Genomic DNA, 19,729 nt, shown 5'->3' with positions numbered 1-19,729 from the left:
CTTAGGCGGCCATCGTGCAGCACATCGTCATGCCGCCGCACATCATCATCATCGGCATGCCGCCGTTCATCATGGCCATCATGCGCTTGCAGCATTCCATGAACATGGCCTGGTCCATGCCTTCCATCGGCTTCATTTCGCACATCATGCCGGTCTCGGTCATCTTGCAGGTCATCATGCCCATCATCATCGGCATAGGCATCATCATTGGCATGCCGCCCATCGGCATCATGCCGTTCATCATCATCGGCGACATCATCGGCTGGCCCATGCCGCCCATCATGGGGTTCATCATCGGCATCATGTTCATAGCGTTGTTCATGGAAGTCTCCCGGCCCTTGGCCAAATTTCGCGCTTCGATGGATTGATGGATAATAAGTGCTTCGATCGGTCGCAAGAGAAGAAAAAATTCCAATGCTGTTTCCTCCGATAGAATGAACAACCAGCACGAGGTTCTCAAGAAAACGGATCGGTATCACGGACGCATCTCCGTTATTTCAGAGATCACGTCAGGTAATTCGTTCAGGTGATCGCTTAGCCTTGGCTTTGCGAAGACACACGACTCAATTCGACCGGCTCGGGCGGCTGTAAGCGGACATGACCTAAGGTGCCGACATCATGTCAGCCACCTCAGAACATAAAATAGAAAGGTAACGTCATGGCGGATATCCCATATCGAAACGCGCTCATCGTCGGTGGGGGGCCTGGTATCAGCGCATCGTTGACCCGGCTGCTGCGATCCGCAGGTCTGCCGGTCGTGGTGGCGGCCAGGAATATCGACAAGCTTGCGCCGCTGGTCGAGGAGACCGGAGCGATCGCGCTTGCGGTCGATGCCAGCGACGCGGGCCAGGTCGAGCGTCTTTTCGCCGATACCGAAGCCCGAATCGGGGCGCCCGAAATCGTGGTTTATAACGCCAGTGGCCGGGTGCGTGGACCGTTGGCGGAGCTGGACCCGGCTGAGGTTGAAAAGGCAATCGCGGTTTCGGCCCTGGGAGCATTCTATACCGTGCAGCAGGCAGCCAAACGCATGATACCGGCAAGCAAGGGAGCGATCCTGCTGACCGGCGCTACAGCGGGCGTTAAAGGTTTTGCTCTGTCTGCGCCATTTGCCATGGGCAAATTCGCGTTGCGTGGACTGGCGCAAAGTGCGGCACGCGAACTTTCGCCGCTTGGCATTCACGTCGCCCATCTCGTCGTCGATGGAGGGGTTCGCGCAGATCATCGCCCCGACCCTTCGGATCGGCCCGACAGCACGCTCGATCCCGATGCCGTGGCGCAGGCCTTTGCCGATCTTCTCCGGCAGCACCGGAGCGCCTGGTCCTGGGAGCTGGAAATCCGGCCCTGGCTCGAGAAATTCTGAACGGAAGCCTTTGCAGATGTGTTGGCATGCGCCTTACACGGTCGAATCGCGCGACTGCAGCGGGCCACCAACACGCTGAATAACCTCCGCAAAACAACAAACATTATCTAGTAATGCTATAAAAATAGCAGTTTTGTTGCTGTTTAGTTGGGCGTTTCATCGCTTATGCTTCCCGTCGTGGAAACAACAGGGGTGCCGGACAATTCCGGCCAAGGGGCGAAAATGTTTTTGAAAACAATACTGAAAGCCGCAGTGTTCGGTATCGGCAGTCTTGCTGCGGCCGTGACCGCTAATGCCGCCGACAAGAAGGTGGTCGTCGCCTATCAGACTGACGCATTGCCGTCTTCGGTCGCGATTGCCAACGGCGAATTTACAAAGGCGACCGGTTACGAGATCGACTTCCGCAAGTTCAATTCCGGCGCCGAAATCTTTGCGGCGATCGCCTCCGGCGATGTTCAGGTCGGTTATGTCGGCTCCAGCCCGTTTGCAGCCGCGACATCGCGCGGCCTTGCCGTCAAGGCCTTCTACCTGTCGTCCATCTCCGGCATCGACGAGGCGCTGGTAGTGCGCAACGGTTCCGGCATCAACAGCCTGTCCGACCTCAAGGGCAAGAAGCTGGCCGCGGCACCGGTCTCCACCGATCATTATCAGCTGCTGGCGCTGATCAAATCGCAAGGGCTGAGCGAACGGGACGTTCAAGTTTTTGCAATCCCGCAACCGGAAATCGTTGCCGGGTTCAATCGTGGTGACCTCGATGGCGGTTTCGTCTGGGATCCGGCCCTGGCCTGCTGATGGGGCTTAACCGCTGGGCCAAGGGCATTCTGGATGTGCCGATCGAGTTCTACTGGCCGCTACCGCCGCTCGCTTATCTGCCGCTGATGATCATCTGGCTGGGGATTGGCGAGACATCGAAGGTCACGCTGCTGATTCTAGCCATGTTCGCACCGATCTGCCTTTCCGCGCAGGCCGGCGTAAAATCGCTGCCGATCGAGCGCGTCAATGCCGCCCGTTCACTGGGTGCCAGCCGCTTCCAGCTGTTCTTCAGCATCGTGCTGCCGACCGCGCTGCCGGAAATCTTGACCGGAGTTCGCATCGCCCTGGGCGTCGGATGGAGCACCTTGGTGGCGGCTGAACTGATCGCGGCCAATCGCGGCATCGGCTACATGATCATGTCGGCGTCACAGTTCCTTGCGACCGATGTCGTCTTTGTCGGCATTGGGCTGATCGCATTCTGCGCCTTTGCATTCGGTGCAGCGGTCAAGCTCCTGGAAGCCGTCCTTGTGCCTTGGAAAGGCAAAACGTGATTTGAAAACGGGTGCAGGCCGTAGCGCATGCATTGTGTCGATCTTGGACCCATTTTGGTCGGGCGTCGGCTCTCCTCCAACACCGGACACGACCGTCATTCAACAGCCTGCCGCGCAGTATCATATGCCACCGACAAAGCGTCACGTGGTTGCGGGACAAGTGCCGTAAGATGGCTGGTGTCGGACCTCAGGAAGCCTGCCATTGCGGCAGAGGAAATCGACAGCAGCATCGGGGCCTGAAATGGCAAGAGTGGCAGTGCCGATAAGCGCTCACGCTCGTCCGAAAGACTTGTCGGCTCATAGGCAACTCCAAGGCGCTGTGCCAACTGAGGCACGGAAAACGGTGTGACGCCTGAGAGCTCATACGTCATCCCCTCGTGAGCTGATGGGGTGGAAAGGACTTTGACTGCAGCGTCGGCAAGATCGGCCCTCGCGACTGCAGATATCGGCGCCGTGCCGAATGGTGCCGTGATCCGCCCCTTGCGCGGCGCGGCAAGCATGCCGATCAGCTCTGCATACAGGCCGTTGCGCAGGATCGTCCATTTAAGACCGCTCTCGATCACGGCACGCTCGGTCCAGCGATGGGCGAGCGCGAAGCCCAGATGATCACTGGCGGCTGACAGGCTCGTATAGATAATGTGCGTAACACCCTGACGTCGTGCTGCTGCGAGAACCGCTTCGTGCCGCCGGATGACGATGTCATCTTCAGCATAGCCGGCTGAGAGAAGGAAGAGCGTTGAGATGCCAGAGAAGTCCAGCGTCTCCGGTTGATCGAAATTCATCGTACGGTCGGCATCTGGCGACCGGCTGGCCGTCTCGACCGAAAGCCCGGCCTCCTTGGCTCCTTGTGCTACGAGTGATGAGAGCTGACCTGATGCGCCTGTTATTAAAATCATAAGAGGTCCCTTTCTGTTAGGTTCCTGGAGGTTTAGGACGTTACGAACTGACGCATAAGGAGGCACATTCTTGTCCGCTACGCACAGCAATGTTCGCACACAAGCCGCGATAGAGCCGTGTGGCTCTCCCGATCACGAGGATTGCGGGATAAGGCTCGTTCTTGACCGACTGGGTGAACAGTGGACCGTCATGGCGCTTGCCGAGCTTTCCGCAGGACCCCGGCGCTATCGGGAGCTGGAGCGTGCTCTGTCAGGCGTTTCGCAAAGAATGATGACCTTGACGCTCCGCCGCCTGGAGCGCGACGGACACATTCTGCGTCATGTCGGGCCGACGGTCCCTCCGAGTGTCACGTACGAGCTGACGGAGCTAGGTCTTTCTTTTGCGGACCAGGTTGCCTCGTTGGTCATATGGAGCAGGCAGCGCAAGGTGGAAATAGAGACAGCTCAGGCGCGCTTCGATGGTCGCTCGACCAAGTGACGTACAAATCGTGCCTTAGGCCAAGGGCAGAGTATGAAGCCGCGCTTTTATTCCAATGACCGCAACCGACCGACTGCCGCCGCGAAGAAGCGCGACGCAGTCAACGATATGCCGCACGCCAGCAACCACGGCCGCGTCGGCGAGCTGCCGGCCGAGGGGGGCCTTACTCCTATCGGGCGGCGCAACGGGTGGTGTCATCAAGAAAGCGCCAGTCGCGCCTTCAAATGCAACGACTAGCTCCTTTGTCCGGCCGATCTCGAGAGTAACCCTCACGATCTCTGCTCCCAAATCCTGAAGCGCACGAGCTGCAGGGGAGCGGTCATTTCGGGTCAATGCGCGAACTCGGAAACGCTGGCTTTGAAGAAGGGTGGTCGCAACGCTTCTGCCTTGCTTTCTGGTCGCTCCAACGATGGCGATCAATGGTTTGTCATTCTGCATCACGGCTGTCTCCGATCCAATCCTTGGCCTTGCGGGTCAAGTCATCCAGATGAGACGAGAGCTTTCCCAGGTCCCATCTCCTCGATGCGAAAATGGTAACCGATCGGATTCGCCTACACTACGCGCTGCCAGCGGATTACATTATGCCGTTTTATGGATGGATCTTTTTCGCGATCTAAACGTGGTTAAATACAAACAGCTCGACTGGAACTTCGTAGGTCGGCCCTCCACGTCAAAATAAATCACGGGACGCGCCCAATCCTTAGTATTCGCAGGACAAGGCAGACTCTTACTACGATTACATTCCACCGTCGTCATCGTCTGCAATTTTTCGTAGCAGATATAATAAGGCAATCCGTTCAGCCGAATTTAGACGCGCAACTGTTTGCTCACTAATTTGATATGCACTGGGATACATATCCTGGAGCAGAGCCTCGCCTTTAGGCAGCAGGGTTATAACTACCTTACGGCCATCAGCCTCATCTTTGGAAAGATCGACCAATCCCCGGGCTTTCAATCGATCGACGATTCCGCGGATGGTTGCCTGATCGACGGAGGTTGCTTTAACCAGTTCAACCTGTGAGCTGGGGCCGAGGTCATGGAGCGCGCAGAGAGTCACGAACTGCACCGATGTGAGGTCCGGATCGCTAGCATTCGTCTGGAAAATTGACAAATGGCGCTGGTAAGCCTTTCGAAGCAAGTGCCCAACTTGCTCCGTGACCTGATAGCCACCCTGAGGTGCCAGATGGCCTGGCAACTGTGCAGTGTCATTTGCGTTCATTCTCAACTACGTCCATCGATTGCGTCACGGAGGAATGCGGTTCAACATCACACCATCTAGCGTCGGTCAAGGCTTCACGCAAAGCTCGCTACGCGCCGATGCGCGCGTAGCGAATCCCCAAGTGTCGCTAGTTAAAGTTGTGTTTCATTTCCTTGACGGCGATGTCGCCATTCAAAACCATCGGTTCATCATCGAGGAACAGCGAGCAACCGCGCATCGGAATATCCAGATGGCATGCCGTATCGTTCGGGCCACCCAGCTCGTTGTTCGGGCCGGTCGAGAACATCACGTTGCCGTAGAAGGAGCGTGCCTCCATGCCCATGCCGCCGGGAAATTCGCCAGGCACCATGCGATGCCACTTGGCGTTCTGATTGAGACCCCAGCCGACATGGCTCATCCCCATGCCACGCGGGTCGTTGAACCCTTCCATGTAGGATTTGACAAGGTCGGCATCGAGACCGCCGCGAATATCGGTGACCCAACCATTTTCGATCGTATAGACGATCGGGTCGCGCACGTAGATGTTCTGTGGCAGCAGGATATCGCCTGGAGCAACGACGATCGTGCCGTCGACGCCGTCGTCGTCACCGCCGGTGAAGACGAAACCGGACGGCCAGTGGTCCCAGCGGCCTGGCTCGTCCGTGCAGGCATATTCCGTGACAGTGGGATAGGTGTTGAGCTTGTAGGTGACATCCGTGCCATGCGGGGAGGTGATCCGCATCACTTTCGCCTTGGCCAGCAAGTCCCCGGCGAATTCGACGCGTTCGCGCAGTTCCTTCGTCGGCAGCATGCGCGCTAGAATCTCCGGCGGCTCGACGGCGGTCAGTATCCGCGTGCCGGCCGCCTGGATCGCCATCTGCTCCGGGCTGAAGAGCAGGAAGATGCAATCGATCAGCATGTCGGCTGCCTTCAGGGCCTCGACCGCATCCGGCATGGCTGCAAGACCTGTCTGGCCGACCGCCCACGCACCGGCCGGCGGCACCGGCGGTAAACGCATGTGATACATCCTGGCGCCAAGACGCATGCCGGCTGCCATGAAGGCGTCGGCGTAATCGAGGCGATCGTTGCCTTGGGTCAGGACGATGAGTTTTTCGCCCTCGTGGACGCCCGACATCTTCAACTGATGCAGGCAGATTTCCGTGAAGCTGAATTGATCCATGCTCGTTCCCCTATCTTGTTTGAAGGCTTGGGTGTTTCGCCCGTTATGGACAGTCGGACCTGACCTTGGCGATTTCGGCGATCGCCTCCTCCCTCGAAACGACATCGCCATATTTGCTGTCGATATCGAAGAGGTTGGCATTGTGCGGATCCGGGTGCCGGTCACCGACGCATTCGCGCACGACGATGCCGCGGAACCCATGCTGGACCGCGTCTACGGCGGTGGCGCGGATGCAGCCGCTCGTGGAGCAGCCGGCCATGATCACAGTGTCGATACCTTGCGCATGCAACTGCGAGGCAAGGCTGGTACCGAAAAAGGCGCTGGCATATTGCTTGACGATGACGAGTTCGCCGTTGGCAGGCTCGACGCCATCACAGAATTCCGCCAGAACATTGCCTTCGACCATACCCTTCATGACGGGCGATTTCTTCACCCACATGCCGCCATCGGCGCAGTTTTCCGCAAGATAGAGGATGCGCGTATGGATGACCGGGATGCCGGCCTTGCGGGCGGACTGGATAAGCGCCGGCGTCTGCGCGACCGCGTCAACCACGCCCGGAGCATAGAGGGGCGCGCCCTCGGTGGTATAGCCCTTCAGAAAATCGATGACGAGCAGGGCAGGCCGCTGGCCGAAGCCGATGCGGTTGCCCCAGACGCCCTGATAATTGTTTTCCGCGCTCTGCATGATCGGTCCCTCTTCAGTATGCGCCGGACAGAAGGGCTCCCGCGCCCGGTACGACTGCCTCCAAGCCGAGCTTCTTGAGCATGCAGTAAGTCGTCGCCACGGCGGCGGTCAGAACCGGCTTCCCGGTCATTGCCTCGACCTTGGCGATCACCGGCAGCGACGGCATCTGCACGCAGGCCGACAACACGATCACGTCCACGTCGGTCAAATCGAGCGTCTGCACGATGGCCGGCAGGTTTTCCGGGTCGTGGCGGGCGACATCGAGATTGTCGGGAATTTCGAGGGCCCGCCAGTCCACGACCTCGAAGCCCTCTTCGCGGATGTAGTCGACAACCAGTTCGGTCAGCGGCTTCATGTAAGGGGCAACGACGGCGATCTTCTTCGCCTTCATTACTTTGAGGCCCTCGATCAATGCGCCCGCACTGGTGACGACGGGAATGTTGGTGCCTTCTTCGATGGTGCGACCGGTCAGGCGCGTCTCCGACTGGCGGTGATAGCCAAGGCCCATCGCCATGATGGCGACCAGGCAGGCATAGCCCAGCACGTCGACGCGAGCATCGGAGAGCTCGACAGCGCACCGGTCGGACTCGGCGTCCATCGCCGCCAGTTCTTCCTTGACCACTTTCTTCATCCGCATGCGGCTGGAGTGGAACGTGAAGCGCTCGGGGCGGATAGATTGGCGCGCCGTCAGCATGGCGGGAATTTCAGTCTCCATCGTCGTGTTGGAACTCGGGACGATTTGGCCGATACGGTAATATGTCTGCACGGATGACACCTCAGATGCATGGAAGGCAAAAAGATGGGCAAGTGGCGAAGCGAAAGGCTCCGCCACCGAGATCAGCGCGAGAGGAAGTCGCCGAGTGCGATGAAGAAGCCATCGAAATCATCCCATGGGATCATATGCCCGGCATTGGGCACTCGGGTGATTTCCAACGCCGGATAAAGCGAGCGGGCCTCGTTCTCATCCACAGCCTCGATCACGCCACCACGGCCGGCCACCATCAGCATCGTCGGCTGCTTGAGCTTGGGCAGGTCGGCAAAGATGTCGTCTTTGTGGAAATCCTCGAAGGCGGTGACGATGGCGGGCTCGTAGCAGGTGTGCAGCCATTCGGCGCGCAGCTTCAACTGCTCGTCGGTCCATGTCGGGCAGAACGCCTTCATGCCTTCGGCATCGATGCCGTTCAGCGCCAGACGGATGCTGTCGACATACCAGGGCAGTTTGCTCGGGTAGGCGCGGCGTCCTGGGCCGGAGACCGGCGGGTCGATCAGCGCCAGCCGCGAAAACGCCTCCGGCGCTGCAACGGCGGCACGGATGGCGATGCGCGCGCCCATCGAATGGCCGAGCAGGGCAGGAGCGTCAAGCTTAAGCACCGAGGCGAAAGCAACGACGTCAGCCGCCATCGCGTCGAGGCCGTAATCAAGATCGGGACCCGTTGACGACAGACCGCGGCCGCGCACGTCGAGAACGTAGACGTCGTAGCGCTCAGCCAGCCGTTCTGCGACGAAACCCCAGGTGATCGCCGGGCTGGTAATGCCCGGGATCAGGACGACGACAGGGCCCTTGCCGCCGTAGCGCAGGTAGTGCTGGCGGATACCGTTGGCGAAGACATTCGCCCCATACAGCGGGCCGCCGCTCATGCCGCGGTCTCGCTTTTCAGCGACTCGGCGTAGATGTCGTAGCCATAGACCCAAGCCGGGTCCTCCTGTTCGAGCAGGAATGTATTGGCATTCGACACGCTCTGGACACGCGTTGCGCGGTCGCGGCGGTTTGTTTCATAAAGTCCGAAGGCTGTGCGGAAATCGATGACACCGGTTTCCTGCAGGCAGCGGGTCAGCATGGCAGCATCTTCGATCGCCATGGCGGCGCCCTGCGCCATATGCGGCTTCATCGGATGGCAGGCATCGCCCAACAACACGAGGCGGCCCTTGCTCCAGAGCGGCAGCGGGTTGCGGTTGAACAACGGCCACTTTGTGACTTCGTCGGTGCTTTCGATCAGCGCCTGGATGATCGGATGGTAGCCCTCGAAGGAGGCTGCCATCTCGTCGCGGCTGCTGTCGACGAAAGCCGAATCGAACTCCCAGGCAGGATGTGGAACGCCGGTGACATAGTAATATTCGTCGCGGCGGGCCGTTGTGTAATAGACCATCATGTGACGGTCCGGACCCCACCACTTGACGCAATCCTCGAAGGTCAGGTCGTATTTCTTTAGCTTGTCCGACGAGATCAGGGCGCGATGGCCGACCCAACCGCTGTAATTCGGTTTCTCTTCGCCGAGCAGCGTTTCGCGAACGCGCGAGTTGATGCCGTCGGCGCCGATCACGATGTCGGCGCGTACAGAAGTTCCGTCTTCGAATTCGATCAGCACGTCGGTGCCGTTGTCGTCGAGCCGGGCGAGTTTCTTGCCAAAATGAAGGGTCCCCGGCTGTAGCGCGTCACACTGGATAGCCTGCAGGTCGCCGCGGTGAACGGTGCAATAGGTGTGTCCGTAGCCTTCGAGGGGCACGCGCGCAGTGTATTCGCCGGTGATGCCGTCGCGGCTGAACCAGTGGCTCGGCGTGCTGCTGATGCCGATCACCTTTTTGTCGACGCCGATGCGCTCGAAGATCTTCAGGACGTTCGGCCCCATGTGAATACCGGCACCAAGGCGCGAGAAGGCCGGCGCCTGTTCATAGACGTTGACGTCAAAGCCCGCGTGCTGGAGTAGCGTGCCCGCGACCGCGCCGCCGAGGCCGGCGCCGATAATCGCGATCTTTTCTTTTCCGTTAGACATAGCGACCCTTCTTAGCTGTCTCTCGACGCATTGTTCCCACGATCGGAGGCTTGGCAAAAAGTCTAGCGCGTACACTCTAAATAGCAAGAGCGCTCTTTTGCTTTTCATCAAAATAGCTCAGATATTAGGGCATGAATGAATATTCTAGCAAAAGTACCGCGATAAAATCCGGCTTGTATTTTGTCATTATGAAGCGTATGCACTTCTTAATAATAAAAGGGGCAACGGATGCGAAAAGTCGGTGACTGTCGCATCGCTATGGTTTGCAGGCGTCCGAACGACGCCCGCTGCGTAGCGGTTCGGCCGGTGGGAAAAGGCATGGTCTGTGTTGAGTTCTTCGATGCGGAGGGCCTGATTTGACACTGCCAGTTTGCTTCAGTTTGAATGTGAACGACGCCGTCGAGAGCGTCGAAGCAAGCCCGGAAACACCTCTTCTTTATATCCTCAGAAACGACCTCTCCCTGAATGGTCCGAAATACGGTTGCGGGCTTGGCGAATGCGGCGCCTGCGCCATTCTCGTTGATGGCCGCGCCGTCCGCTCGTGCACCGTGCCGCTCGGTGCCATCGGCACGCGTCGTATCACCACGCTCGAGGGTCTCGGCACACCCGAGTATCTGCATCCGGTCCAGGAGGCTTTTATCGATGAGGCCGCCGCTCAGTGCGGATACTGCCTGAACGGCATGATCATCGCCACCGCCGCCCTGCTCAATCGCAATGCTAATCCCGACGAGGACGCGATCCGCGAGGCGTTGCGTCACCACCTCTGCCGTTGCGGAACGCATATGGAAATACTCGCTGCGGCCAGGCGGGCCGTCGCTTATGCCAAGGCCGAGCGGACGTATCGATCCACGCCGGATGGTGTGTCGCCAAAAGCCGCGAAGGAGGTCTCCCCGTGACCGATCACCGCCAAACACCGAAATCCGCCTATATGTCATCCGGCGACATGCTCTTGATCGTCAATGACGCGCTGCTGGGCGATGCTGCGGAACTCTATATCGCGGTGGGCCTCGATAGCCGTGTGACCGCGTTCAACGGCCATGTCGATCTTGGGACAGGCATTCGCACCTCGCTGGCGCAAATCGTCGCCGAAGAACTCAACGTGCCGTTCGAGCATGTGGATATGGTGCTCGGCACGACCTCCGTCGCGCCCAACCAAGGCGCGACCATCGCCAGCGAAACGATCCAGATCACCGCGCTGCCGTTGCGTCAGGCCGCCGCCACTGCCCGCCAGCATCTTCTGGCCATGGCTGCAGAGAAGGTCGGCGTTCCGCTCGATCGGCTGAGGCTGGAAGACGGCATCATCCGTGCTGATGGGGGCGAGAACTGGCAACTCAGCTTCGGCGATATCGTCGCCGGCAGTCATGTCAGGCTGTCGATCGACAGTCACGCGGCCCTGAAGCCGGCCTCGGACTATACACTGGTCGGTTCGTCACGTCCGCGCGTCGATATTCCCGATAAGGCAACGGGGCGCTGGACCTACGTGCATGATGTCCGCGTGCCCGGCATGTTGCATGGCCGCGTCGTTCTCCCGCCCTATGCCGGCTTCGATCACGGCGACCATGTCGGTAAAAGCCTGATCTCGATCGACGACGCTTCGGTCGCCCATATCAGTGGCATCGTCAGCGTTGTGGCTATCGGCGATTTTGTCGGCGTGGTGGCGACCCGCGAGGAAATCGCCATCGAGGCGGCCAAGAGCTTGAAGGTCGTATGGCGCGCACCGCCCGAGTGGCCCGATCTGAACATGCCGGAGAAGGCGCTGCGCGCCAATCCATCGACGCCACGCAAGCTTGCCGATCGCGGCAATGTCGACATGGCATTGGCCGGCAGCACCCAGCCGATGAACCGCACCTATGTCTGGCCTTACCAGATGCACGGCTCGATCGGGCCATCCTGCGCGGTGGCCGATTACAATGAAGATGGGCTGACGGTCTGGTCTGGAACGCAGAATCCGTTCCCCATGCGCCGCGATCTGGCGCTCCTTCTCGACATGCCGGAAGAGATGATCCGGGTCGAGCGGATGGAGGCGGCCGGCTGTTATGGTCGCAACTGCGCCGATGATGTCACGGCAGACGCGGCGCTGCTGTCGCGGGCCGTCAAGGCGCCGGTTCGGGTCCAGTTGACGCGTGAACAGGAGCATGCCTGGGAGCCGAAGGGCGCTGCCCAGATCATGGATGTGCGCGGCGGTCTCGATCTGGAGGGCGGTCCCTCCGCATATGATTTCGAAACGCGCTATCCCTCCAATCTGGCGCCAACCCTTCCCCTGATCCTCACCGGCAAGGTGCCGCCAGTCTCCGATGTCGTGCAGATGGGCGATCGCACCGCCATCCCGCCCTATGCCTACGGCAACCTCCGCGTGACGGTGCACGACATGCCACCGATCGCGCGCGCCTCCTGGTTCCGCGGTGTATCGGCGATGCCCAACACTTTCGCCCACGAATGCTATGTCGATGAACTGGCCGCCGCCGCCGGTGTCGATCCAGTCGAGTACCGGCTTCGCTACCTCCACGATCCACGCGCCGTCGACCTGGTGAACGCGCTGACCGAACGGGCGAAGTGGGTGCCGCATACGACATGGGGTACTCTCGGCGGCGAGGGCGACCTGTTCTACGGGCGCGGATTTGCCTATGCCGTCTACGTCCATGGGCCGTTCCCGGGCAAAGCCGCCGCCTGGGCCGCCTGGGTGGCCGATGTCGCCGTCAACAAGAAGACTGGCGAAATTGCGGTCACCAAGGTGACTTGCGCGCAGGATTCCGGGATGATGATCAATCCCGATGGCGTGCGCCACCAGATCCACGGCAATATCATTCAATCCACCAGCCGGGTGTTGAAGGAAAAGGTCGAATTCTCGTCAACTGCCGTGCAGTCGAAAGAGTGGGGTGGCTATCCGCTGATCACTTTCCCAGAGGTGCCAGCCATCGACGTGCTGATGGTGCCGCGGCAGGACGAGCCTCCGCTCGGCGTCGGAGAGTCCGCCTCAGTTCCCAGTGCCTCGGCCATTGCCAATGCGGTCTACGACGCCACCGGCATTCGTTTCCGCGAACTGCCGCTGACACCGGAACTGGTACTCGCCGCGCTGAACGGCAAGATGGACGAACCGCCGGCTGCCCCGCCTGCGAAGAAACGGAACTGGTGGAGCATCGGTCTTTCGGCAGTCGGTGCCGTCGCTGCTCTGTCCGGTATCGTCACCATGGCCTCGCCGTGGCGTCCGGCGATCGGCACCATCCAGCGCCCAAACGCCGATGTCTACAGCACCGCCACCATCGAGCGCGGTCGGCTGGCGGCGGCGGCCGGCGCCTGCAATGTCTGCCATGTCGGCAATGACGGCACGCCCTTTGCGGGCGGCCGACGCTTCGACACGCCGTTCGGCGCCGTCTATGCCACCAATATCAGCCCGGACGCGCAAAGCGGTATCGGCGCCTGGTCCTATCCGGCCTTCGAACGGGCCATGCGCGCGGGCGTCAGCCGTGACGGCCACCACCTTTATCCAGCCCATCCCTACACGTCTTTCGCGGGTGCGGACGATGCCGATCTTCAAGCGCTCTATGCTTATATGATGACGCAGGCACCGGTCGATGAAAAGGCGCCGGAGACGAAGCTCAAATTTCCCTATAGCATCCGCGCGATGATGGCGGGCTGGAACGCGCTGTTCCTGAAAGCGGAGCCGTTCCAATACGTCGAGACCCGCAACGCTACGTGGAACAGGGGCGCCTACCTCGTCGAGACGCTGGGCCACTGTTCGGCCTGCCACACGGATCGCAATCTGCTCGGCGCGGAAAAGAGCGGCAGCGCCCGGCTTTCCGGCGGCTTTGCCGACGGCTGGGAAGCGCCGGCCTTGAATGCGTTCGCCAAGGGCCCGGTGGGCTGGACGGCCGATGCATTCTACGACTATCTGCGCACCGGACATGCGCGCGATCATGGCAGCGCCGTCGGCCCGATGGCGCATGTCGTCGAGGCCATGCAGCCGTTGCCTGATAGCGATATTCGCGCCATGGCGAGCTATCTCGCCAGTCTGAATGAGGGCAAGGAACCCGCCGACCCAAGCGCTCAGAGCGAAGCCGCCATCGCGGCTAGCGATGAAGCCAAGGTGTCTGCCGCTTTGATTTCGCCGAAGGGCGAACGTATCTTTAACGGCGCCTGCGCCACATGCCACACAGGAAACACGATCCTGTCGTCGTTGGCGCTCAACAGCAACCTGCATGCCGTAACACCTGATAATCTCCTCCAGGCGATCCTGAACGGTGTCGAGGCGCCGGCAATCCTTGCGCAGACGACCGGCCGCGAAGCCCCGGAAGTGATGTCGATGCCGGCGTTCCGCGAGACGCTGAACGAGAGCCAGATCAAGGACCTTGCCGATTATCTGAGGGCGCGTTTCGCCCCCGACAAGCCTGCCTGGACGGAAACGACGAAGGCCATGGAACGCGTAACGGCAGCAAGCTACTAAAGCATTTGGCATTCAGGTGTATTCATCTGAATGCGAAAAAATGCTTTATATTCAAAGTGTAGAGCGACCTTTGCGCGTTCGATAGAACGCGCGGCGCTCTAGGGAGCAGACGAGTTGGGCCAGATTGCAACCGGACAGGATATCGACCACCGCGACGTGTTCGAGAACCCGACAGCCGCGTTTCGGCCGTCCGCCTACTGGTTCTGGCATTCGATCCCGACGGAGGAGGTTTGCCACGCGCAGCTTGGCGACTTCAAGCGGAAGGGGATCGGTACGATCCTGATCCAGGCTAGGCTTGCGATGTCGCGCAACGACTACCTGTCACCGGCCTATCTGGACGCCTATCGCGTTGCGGCCGCAATTGCCGGCCAACTAGGGCTGAAACTCGGGATCTACGACGATTACAACTGGATCAGCGGCCAAGCTGGCGGCCGAACGGTTGCGGGCCGCGATGACTTGCGCGAGTGCCACCTGTTCTGGTCGTCCTCAGGCGATGCGCGGGGCGAGATCAGCGGCATCCACCCGCCATTCGCCCGAACGATGGGCGCCGATATCGTGGAGTGGCAGTATGAAGGCAGCGTGATCGAATGGTGTCAGTGGACGGTCGAAGCCGCTTTGCTGCACTCGTCGGGTGGCATCAACGGCCTCGATCAGGTCGTCGATGTAACAGCGCGGACATCCATCGTCGAAAGCAACGGCGTGTCCTGCACTTACGCGTTCGACGGAGTGCCCGGGGAGGGCCAGATGCTGACGGTGTTCGTCAGCGCCCGATCGACGACATCGCGGCTGATCAATTATCTCCTGCCGCAGGCCGCAGAGCGGTTCATCGCGGTCGGGCTTGATCCGCTGGTCGAGGCGCTTGGCAATCTCGTGCCGGATCCCGTCGGCTTTGTGTTCTACGACCAGCCGGCGGCGGGTTTTTACAAGTGGGATCAGATCTCAGGCAGCCTTGGCAATAGCCTGCTGTTCGCGCCCAGCCTGCCAGGCGCCGTTTCTCTCGGCACGGACGAAACCTTTGCCAAAACCCTGCTGGCTTTGCTGCGTGACGTCGGGCCTGAGACCTTGCGGTTGCGCGCGCGGTTCTATGACGCCTATTCGGCACTGATGAACGAGGCCTTCTCCGGCACTTTGCGCAGATGGGCTAAGGGCAAGGGGATTACGTTTACCGGGCATGAGATCCTGCCGCATATCGGTTCATGGTCGTTAAATGGCGGCTTCACGAGCATCGACCCGAGAGTGGCGCTTGCGGTGGACTTCTTCGGCATCGATGCCCACAGGCACGAGACGGCAGTCGATTCCAACAATTTCGTTGCCCAGCTTGCGCCAAAGCTCGGCGATTCCGTTGCCCGTTCGAACGGCCGCAGCCGCTGCGTAGTCGAAACCTATGCCAGTGCCGAGCGAACGCCGGTGCGCGCCGCTGGGCAATGGGAACTGACGCTGGAAACAATGCGGGCGCAGGCGATCCGGCTCTATTGCCTTGGCGCCCGCCAGTTCCTGTGGCATGGCGTCTACCAGACGGATGGGCGTGACGACGATCCGACGCCCTTTGACAATCCGCGCTTCGATTTCGGGCCGGGCATCAATTTCGAGCCCTGGTGGGACTATCACGATCTCTTCGCGCAGGAGACCGCGCGGATTTCCGCTTTCATCGAGCCGGCCACGCCGCGCACCCCGGTGGCGATCCTCTATCCGCTTCAGACTGCCTTTGCGGAAGGCCCGCGCCATAGCCACGCCACACATATCGGCGTGTGGTGCGAATGGCTTCTTGCACAGCGTTGCGACTTCATGTTCGTCAGCGAGGCCGATCTGGCGAAGGCGAGGATCGAAAGCGGCCGGGTGCTCGTCTCCGGGCTCGCTTTCGATGCCGTGATCCTGCCATCGGTGACCGTGTTGGAGACAGAAACAACGTTGCGGGCGCTGGACGCCTTCAGCGCCGCTGGCGGTATCGTCTGGTCCTTCGGAGATCGCCTTTCTACCGTTTGCGATGCCGCCGCTCCAGCCAGCGGGGTGACGTCGATGCATATCGATCGGATGCCCGGCATCAATGATATAGAAGCGCTCCTGGCAGGTCTCCCACATTTCGGTCCTGTCATCGCAAGCAAAACCGCGGAGCGGCCCTGGCAATGGGTTGGATATGAAGCCGATGGCTGGTGGCGGATCGTTCTGTTCAACGATGGCGCAATGCCGCTGGTGAGCGAAATTTCCTTCGGTGACGGTTTCGATTGCGAAGTCTGGTCCGCCACGACAGGCAAGGTGGAGGAGGCCGCCGTCTTCAACCGCCTGACGGTTACGCTCGATCCGCAGGAAGCGCGCTGCATAAGATTGCGTGTGACGGCGCAGGAGCCTGCAGGCGAGGGCCGTCTCACGGCCCGGCCGTCGCTCGACGTCGCGCGCGCTATACCGCTTGTGGATGGCTGGAGTTTTGCACCGGGCACCGGTGCGGCCTTCGTGCCGATCTCGGTCGGGACCGGGTGGGAGACGCAGGGATTTGCCGATTTCTCCGGCACCGGCATCTACCGGCTGGTGCTGGAGATTGGTGAAGAGGCCGTGTGGTTTCTCGACTTGCCGGAGGTCGCGACCGTAGTTGCCGTCCATCTGGATGGCCGGTTGATCGACAGACGAGGCTGGCGGCCTTATCGCTTCGCGCTGGGGCGGTTGCTGCCGGGTATCTATTCGCTTGAGCTGCGCGTCGCCAATACGGCGGCGAATCGCTATTACACCAACACGCCTTATCTCGGTGATACCGCTGACAAGAGCGGCCTGTCCGCAGCACCGAAACTCATCCCGCTGACACACTGACCGGAAGTTACAGAGCCATGCTACGACATTCGACGATCCCCCTGATGCGCGCCTGGAACAGCTGGTCCGACCGGCCGGCCGAAATGGTCTTTTTGCCGCTTGGTGTGCGGATCACGCCGGTCCTGTATTCGACCCGCAGCAAGACGACCTCAGCGATCGAGCCGCGGCGCGACACGGTTCGCCTCGGCCGCCACGCCATCGACGGGTCGCTGATCGAACTTGAGACCGATCACAGCGGCACGACGGTCGCCTTTTCGACGACGAAGACGGATCCCTTTGCCTTCCGTGGCAGCTGGAACGGCACGGTCTCGGCTGAGTGGGGGCTGCGGTTCTGGCTGACACTGGCGATCTCATCAGATGGCGGTGAAGTGGCTGTCCATAATGCTGGCCGCAATATCACGCTGCTGAAGGTCGGCACGCGGTTCGTGGCGGTCACGACCGCCGACGCGCCGGTGCAGGTCACCGGTCACGACACGATCGATGCGCTGCGGGCGGACTTTGAGGAAAACGGCTATTTCTATACCGCCACACGCAAGACCGAAGCGCCGGTGATCGGCCTGCGTTTCAATCTCGAAATGATGCGCCAGGGAGCCTATGCCGCAGGCGTCGCCGACAGTGCCGAGCTGGCGATCGCCAAGGCGCAGGCCTGCCTTGCGGCTGGTGCGCCGGCTGAGATTGCCGATGCGCAAACCGGCGTGTTTGCGGGCGCGCTCGATGCGATGCGCGACGTGGTCGCCTGGAACACCATTTGGGATGAGACCAACGCTCGTCCCTACACGGCGGTGACGCGAATCTGGAACCTCGGCAAATTTGCCGTCTGGTTCAACGACCAGATTTTTGCGGCGCTTCTCGCTGGCGTGTTCGATGCCGATCTGGCGCGCGAAAACATGGCAACCGCCATGGCCGGTGCAACTCCGCAGGGCAATATCGCCTGCATCGTCACCTCCAACGATGCCTGGGTCGATCGCACGCAGATGCCGTTCGGCGCGCTCGTCGTCTGGCAGCTCTACCAGCGGACCGGCGAGCGGTCCATGATCCAGGCGAGCTATGATGCGCTGGTGCGCAACCGGCGCTGGTGGCAGGACAATCGCGATCCCGATGGTTTCGGCCTTTTGTCCTGCGGTACGTCGGATGTGGGCGAAGGTCTCTACAAGGGCACCGCCTTCGGCGCGCGCAACGAGACCGGCATGGACAATTCCGCGACCCATGACGAAGCGATTTACGATCCCGTCACCCGGACGCTCTCGACCTTCGACTTGGGCCTCAATTGCGCGGCCGCTCTCGACGCTGAAATGCTCTCGAAAATGGCCGCCGTGCTCGGTAACCATGACGATGCGTATGAATTCGCCGCTTTGGCCGAACGACACCGGACGCTGATCTCGGAAACGCTCTGGGATGAAAGCCGCGGCATCTTCGCCAATCGCCAGCGGCGCGGCGGTTTCGTCAGGTCGCTATCGCCCACCTCATTCTATCCGCTGTTGTGCGGCGCCGCGACACCGGCGCAGGCGGCGCGTCTGCTCGAACATCTGAGCGACGAGACCACTTTCGGCGGCGATTTCGTGCTGCCGAATGCGACGCGTGACGATCCGGCCTTTGCCGACAACGTCTATTGGCGCGGCCGCATCTGGCCGAACGTCAACTATATGGTCTGGCTTGGTCTGCGGCGCTATGGCTTCATGGCTGAAGCGAGCAAGCTTGCCAGCCAGAGCTACGATCTGTTCATGAAGAGCTGGCGCGAAGATCGCATCGCCTCCGAAAACTATAACGCCGTGACCGGCGAGGCGATGGACCAGGGCGACACAGACCCCTTCTACATCTGGGCTGCCATGCTGCCATTGATGGCAACCGGCGAGATCGTCGAGTTCGATCCCTGGACTGGCTGGACTGTGCGCAACGCCGGCCATGACGTAGCGCTCGGACCGATGCTGTCGCCGTCGGGAATACTGCGTCTGCACATCGAGGCCGCCATTCTGTCGATGACGCTCAACAATAGGGTGATGTTGCGAACCGACCTGCAAACGACGCTGTCGCGTATCGTCATGACCGATGGAAGGCTGGCCTGCACTATCGCGCCTGTTGCAGCCGCCGGCTATATCGACTTTCCGGGTCTGGATATCGGCGACATCCTTGCTGTCCGTTTCGGGGGGCAGGACACTGGCTATATTGCAAGCTCCCAAGGCGTGCGCGTTAAGATTGCCGAAAGCGCCGCAGAGCGCCGGCTCGATATTTATTTTTATCTGACGGATGTGGGCAACCGAGGTAGCGCTTGACACATGTCGGTTCGTCATTAATAATTTGTGTGCAAATAAAAAAATAAAAGACTGATTGCTAAAATCAGAGGGTTGAACTGAAGGTCCGCCGACAATCGAATGATTTAGGTTGACCCTTATCGAAGTTGTGTACGGTTACCGATGTTGCGAATTTGTGTTCCGCTATCTTGCGGCACAGGCTTTCGCTTGCCTGGAAATCATGCGCTTCGAGCATTTGATCTTCTCCGATTATAGTTTGCATACAAACGATTTGATGTGCGTTCGGCGCGTCTGTTTTCGGCTCTGCCGATCCGTTGAGATCGCTGACCGCGGTCACGATCATCCATAACTGTGTATGTTCAAGAGGG

The 19,729-nt window shown here is 60.3% G+C and carries 14 protein-coding genes and 3 pseudogenes; 8 read left to right on the top strand and 9 right to left on the bottom strand.

Translation table 11 applies throughout. The annotated features are described in order from the left end of the window. Position 1 precedes the first annotated feature (1 nt). A complete protein-coding gene (locus EPK99_RS25205) occupies positions 2 to 322 on the bottom strand; it encodes a hypothetical protein (RefSeq protein WP_164901679.1) in 321 nt (106 codons plus the stop codon). A gap of 336 nt (positions 323 to 658) precedes the next feature. Between EPK99_RS25205 and EPK99_RS03250 the strand changes: the two genes are divergently transcribed. The 3 genes and pseudogenes from EPK99_RS03250 to EPK99_RS03240 form a co-directional block, all read left to right on the top strand. Further along, complete coding sequence (locus EPK99_RS03250; RefSeq protein ID WP_128441167.1) at positions 659 to 1,360, top strand: SDR family NAD(P)-dependent oxidoreductase; 702 nt, start codon at positions 659 to 661, stop codon at positions 1,358 to 1,360. Positions 1,361 to 1,582: 222 nt separating this feature from the next. Beyond that, positions 1,583 to 2,143 (top strand): annotated as a pseudogene (locus EPK99_RS03245) (taurine ABC transporter substrate-binding protein); the annotation flags it as partial. After that, positions 2,143 to 2,664: pseudogene (locus EPK99_RS03240) on the top strand (ABC transporter permease subunit); the annotation flags it as partial. The pseudogenes EPK99_RS03245 and EPK99_RS03240, both read left to right, overlap by 1 nt. Positions 2,665 to 2,759: 95 nt before the next feature. Here EPK99_RS03240 and EPK99_RS03235 read toward each other — a convergent pair. Then, positions 2,760 to 3,560, bottom strand: coding sequence for an NAD(P)H-binding protein (locus EPK99_RS03235; RefSeq protein ID WP_128441166.1), 801 nt, complete (start codon positions 3,558 to 3,560; stop codon positions 2,760 to 2,762). 70 nt (positions 3,561 to 3,630) lie between these two features. Between EPK99_RS03235 and EPK99_RS03230 the strand changes: the two genes are divergently transcribed. Continuing rightward, positions 3,631 to 4,038 (top strand): winged helix-turn-helix transcriptional regulator, encoded by a 408-nt coding sequence (locus EPK99_RS03230; protein WP_128441165.1) that lies wholly within the window; start codon positions 3,631 to 3,633, stop codon positions 4,036 to 4,038. Between the two features lie 102 nt (positions 4,039 to 4,140). Here the strand turns inward: EPK99_RS03230 and EPK99_RS03225 are convergent. From EPK99_RS03225 to EPK99_RS03195, 7 genes and pseudogenes are all read right to left on the bottom strand, one after another. Beyond that, a pseudogene (locus EPK99_RS03225) lies at positions 4,141 to 4,476 on the bottom strand (NmrA family NAD(P)-binding protein); the annotation flags it as partial. A gap of 298 nt (positions 4,477 to 4,774) precedes the next feature. Continuing rightward, the gene (locus EPK99_RS03220) at positions 4,775 to 5,257 is read right to left on the bottom strand and encodes a MarR family winged helix-turn-helix transcriptional regulator (RefSeq protein WP_128441163.1); all 483 of its coding nucleotides are present in this window, start codon (positions 5,255 to 5,257) and stop codon (positions 4,775 to 4,777) included. Positions 5,258 to 5,384: 127 nt separating this feature from the next. Beyond that, a complete protein-coding gene (locus tag EPK99_RS03215; protein ID WP_128441162.1) occupies positions 5,385 to 6,416 on the bottom strand; it encodes a 2,5-dihydroxypyridine 5,6-dioxygenase NicX family protein in 1,032 nt (343 codons plus the stop codon). 43 nt (positions 6,417 to 6,459) lie between these two features. Then, positions 6,460 to 7,101 (bottom strand): N-carbamoylsarcosine amidohydrolase, encoded by a 642-nt coding sequence (locus EPK99_RS03210; protein ID WP_128441161.1) that lies wholly within the window; start codon positions 7,099 to 7,101, stop codon positions 6,460 to 6,462. Between the two features lie 13 nt (positions 7,102 to 7,114). Continuing rightward, positions 7,115 to 7,867, bottom strand: coding sequence for a maleate cis-trans isomerase family protein (locus tag EPK99_RS03205; protein ID WP_128441160.1), 753 nt, complete (start codon positions 7,865 to 7,867; stop codon positions 7,115 to 7,117). A gap of 71 nt (positions 7,868 to 7,938) precedes the next feature. Then, a complete protein-coding gene (locus EPK99_RS03200) occupies positions 7,939 to 8,739 on the bottom strand; it encodes an alpha/beta fold hydrolase (protein ID WP_128441159.1) in 801 nt (266 codons plus the stop codon). Further along, positions 8,736 to 9,872 carry an FAD-dependent monooxygenase gene (locus EPK99_RS03195; RefSeq protein ID WP_128441158.1) on the bottom strand — a complete coding sequence of 379 codons (1,137 nt, stop codon included), beginning with the start codon at positions 9,870 to 9,872 and terminating at the stop codon, positions 8,736 to 8,738. The genes EPK99_RS03200 and EPK99_RS03195 overlap by 4 nt, the downstream gene beginning before the upstream one ends. 356 nt (positions 9,873 to 10,228) lie before the next feature. On the opposite strand from EPK99_RS03195, the gene EPK99_RS03190 reads away from it, so the two are divergent. The 4 genes from EPK99_RS03190 to EPK99_RS03175 all read left to right on the top strand — a co-directional run bounded on the left by EPK99_RS03190 (position 10,229) and on the right by EPK99_RS03175 (position 19,382). Then, the gene (locus EPK99_RS03190; protein WP_245455613.1) at positions 10,229 to 10,768 is read left to right on the top strand and encodes a (2Fe-2S)-binding protein; all 540 of its coding nucleotides are present in this window, start codon (positions 10,229 to 10,231) and stop codon (positions 10,766 to 10,768) included. Next, positions 10,765 to 14,313: a molybdopterin cofactor-binding domain-containing protein gene (locus EPK99_RS03185; RefSeq protein ID WP_128441157.1), complete on the top strand. Its 3,549-nt coding sequence runs from the start codon at positions 10,765 to 10,767 to the stop codon at positions 14,311 to 14,313. The genes EPK99_RS03190 and EPK99_RS03185 overlap by 4 nt, the downstream gene beginning before the upstream one ends. Positions 14,314 to 14,427: 114 nt before the next feature. Next, entirely contained in the window at positions 14,428 to 17,112 is a 2,685-nt protein-coding gene (locus EPK99_RS03180) for a carbohydrate-binding protein (RefSeq protein WP_128441156.1), read from the top strand. 17 nt (positions 17,113 to 17,129) lie between these two features. Further along, a complete protein-coding gene (locus EPK99_RS03175; RefSeq protein WP_128441155.1) occupies positions 17,130 to 19,382 on the top strand; it encodes an MGH1-like glycoside hydrolase domain-containing protein in 2,253 nt (750 codons plus the stop codon). Positions 19,383 to 19,729: the final 347 nt, after the last annotated feature.

Origin of the sequence: Neorhizobium lilium (assembly GCF_004053875.1) — a bacterium.
GTDB lineage: Bacteria > Pseudomonadota > Alphaproteobacteria > Rhizobiales > Rhizobiaceae > Neorhizobium > Neorhizobium lilii.
This window is presented reverse-complemented; position numbering and strand designations above follow the sequence as displayed.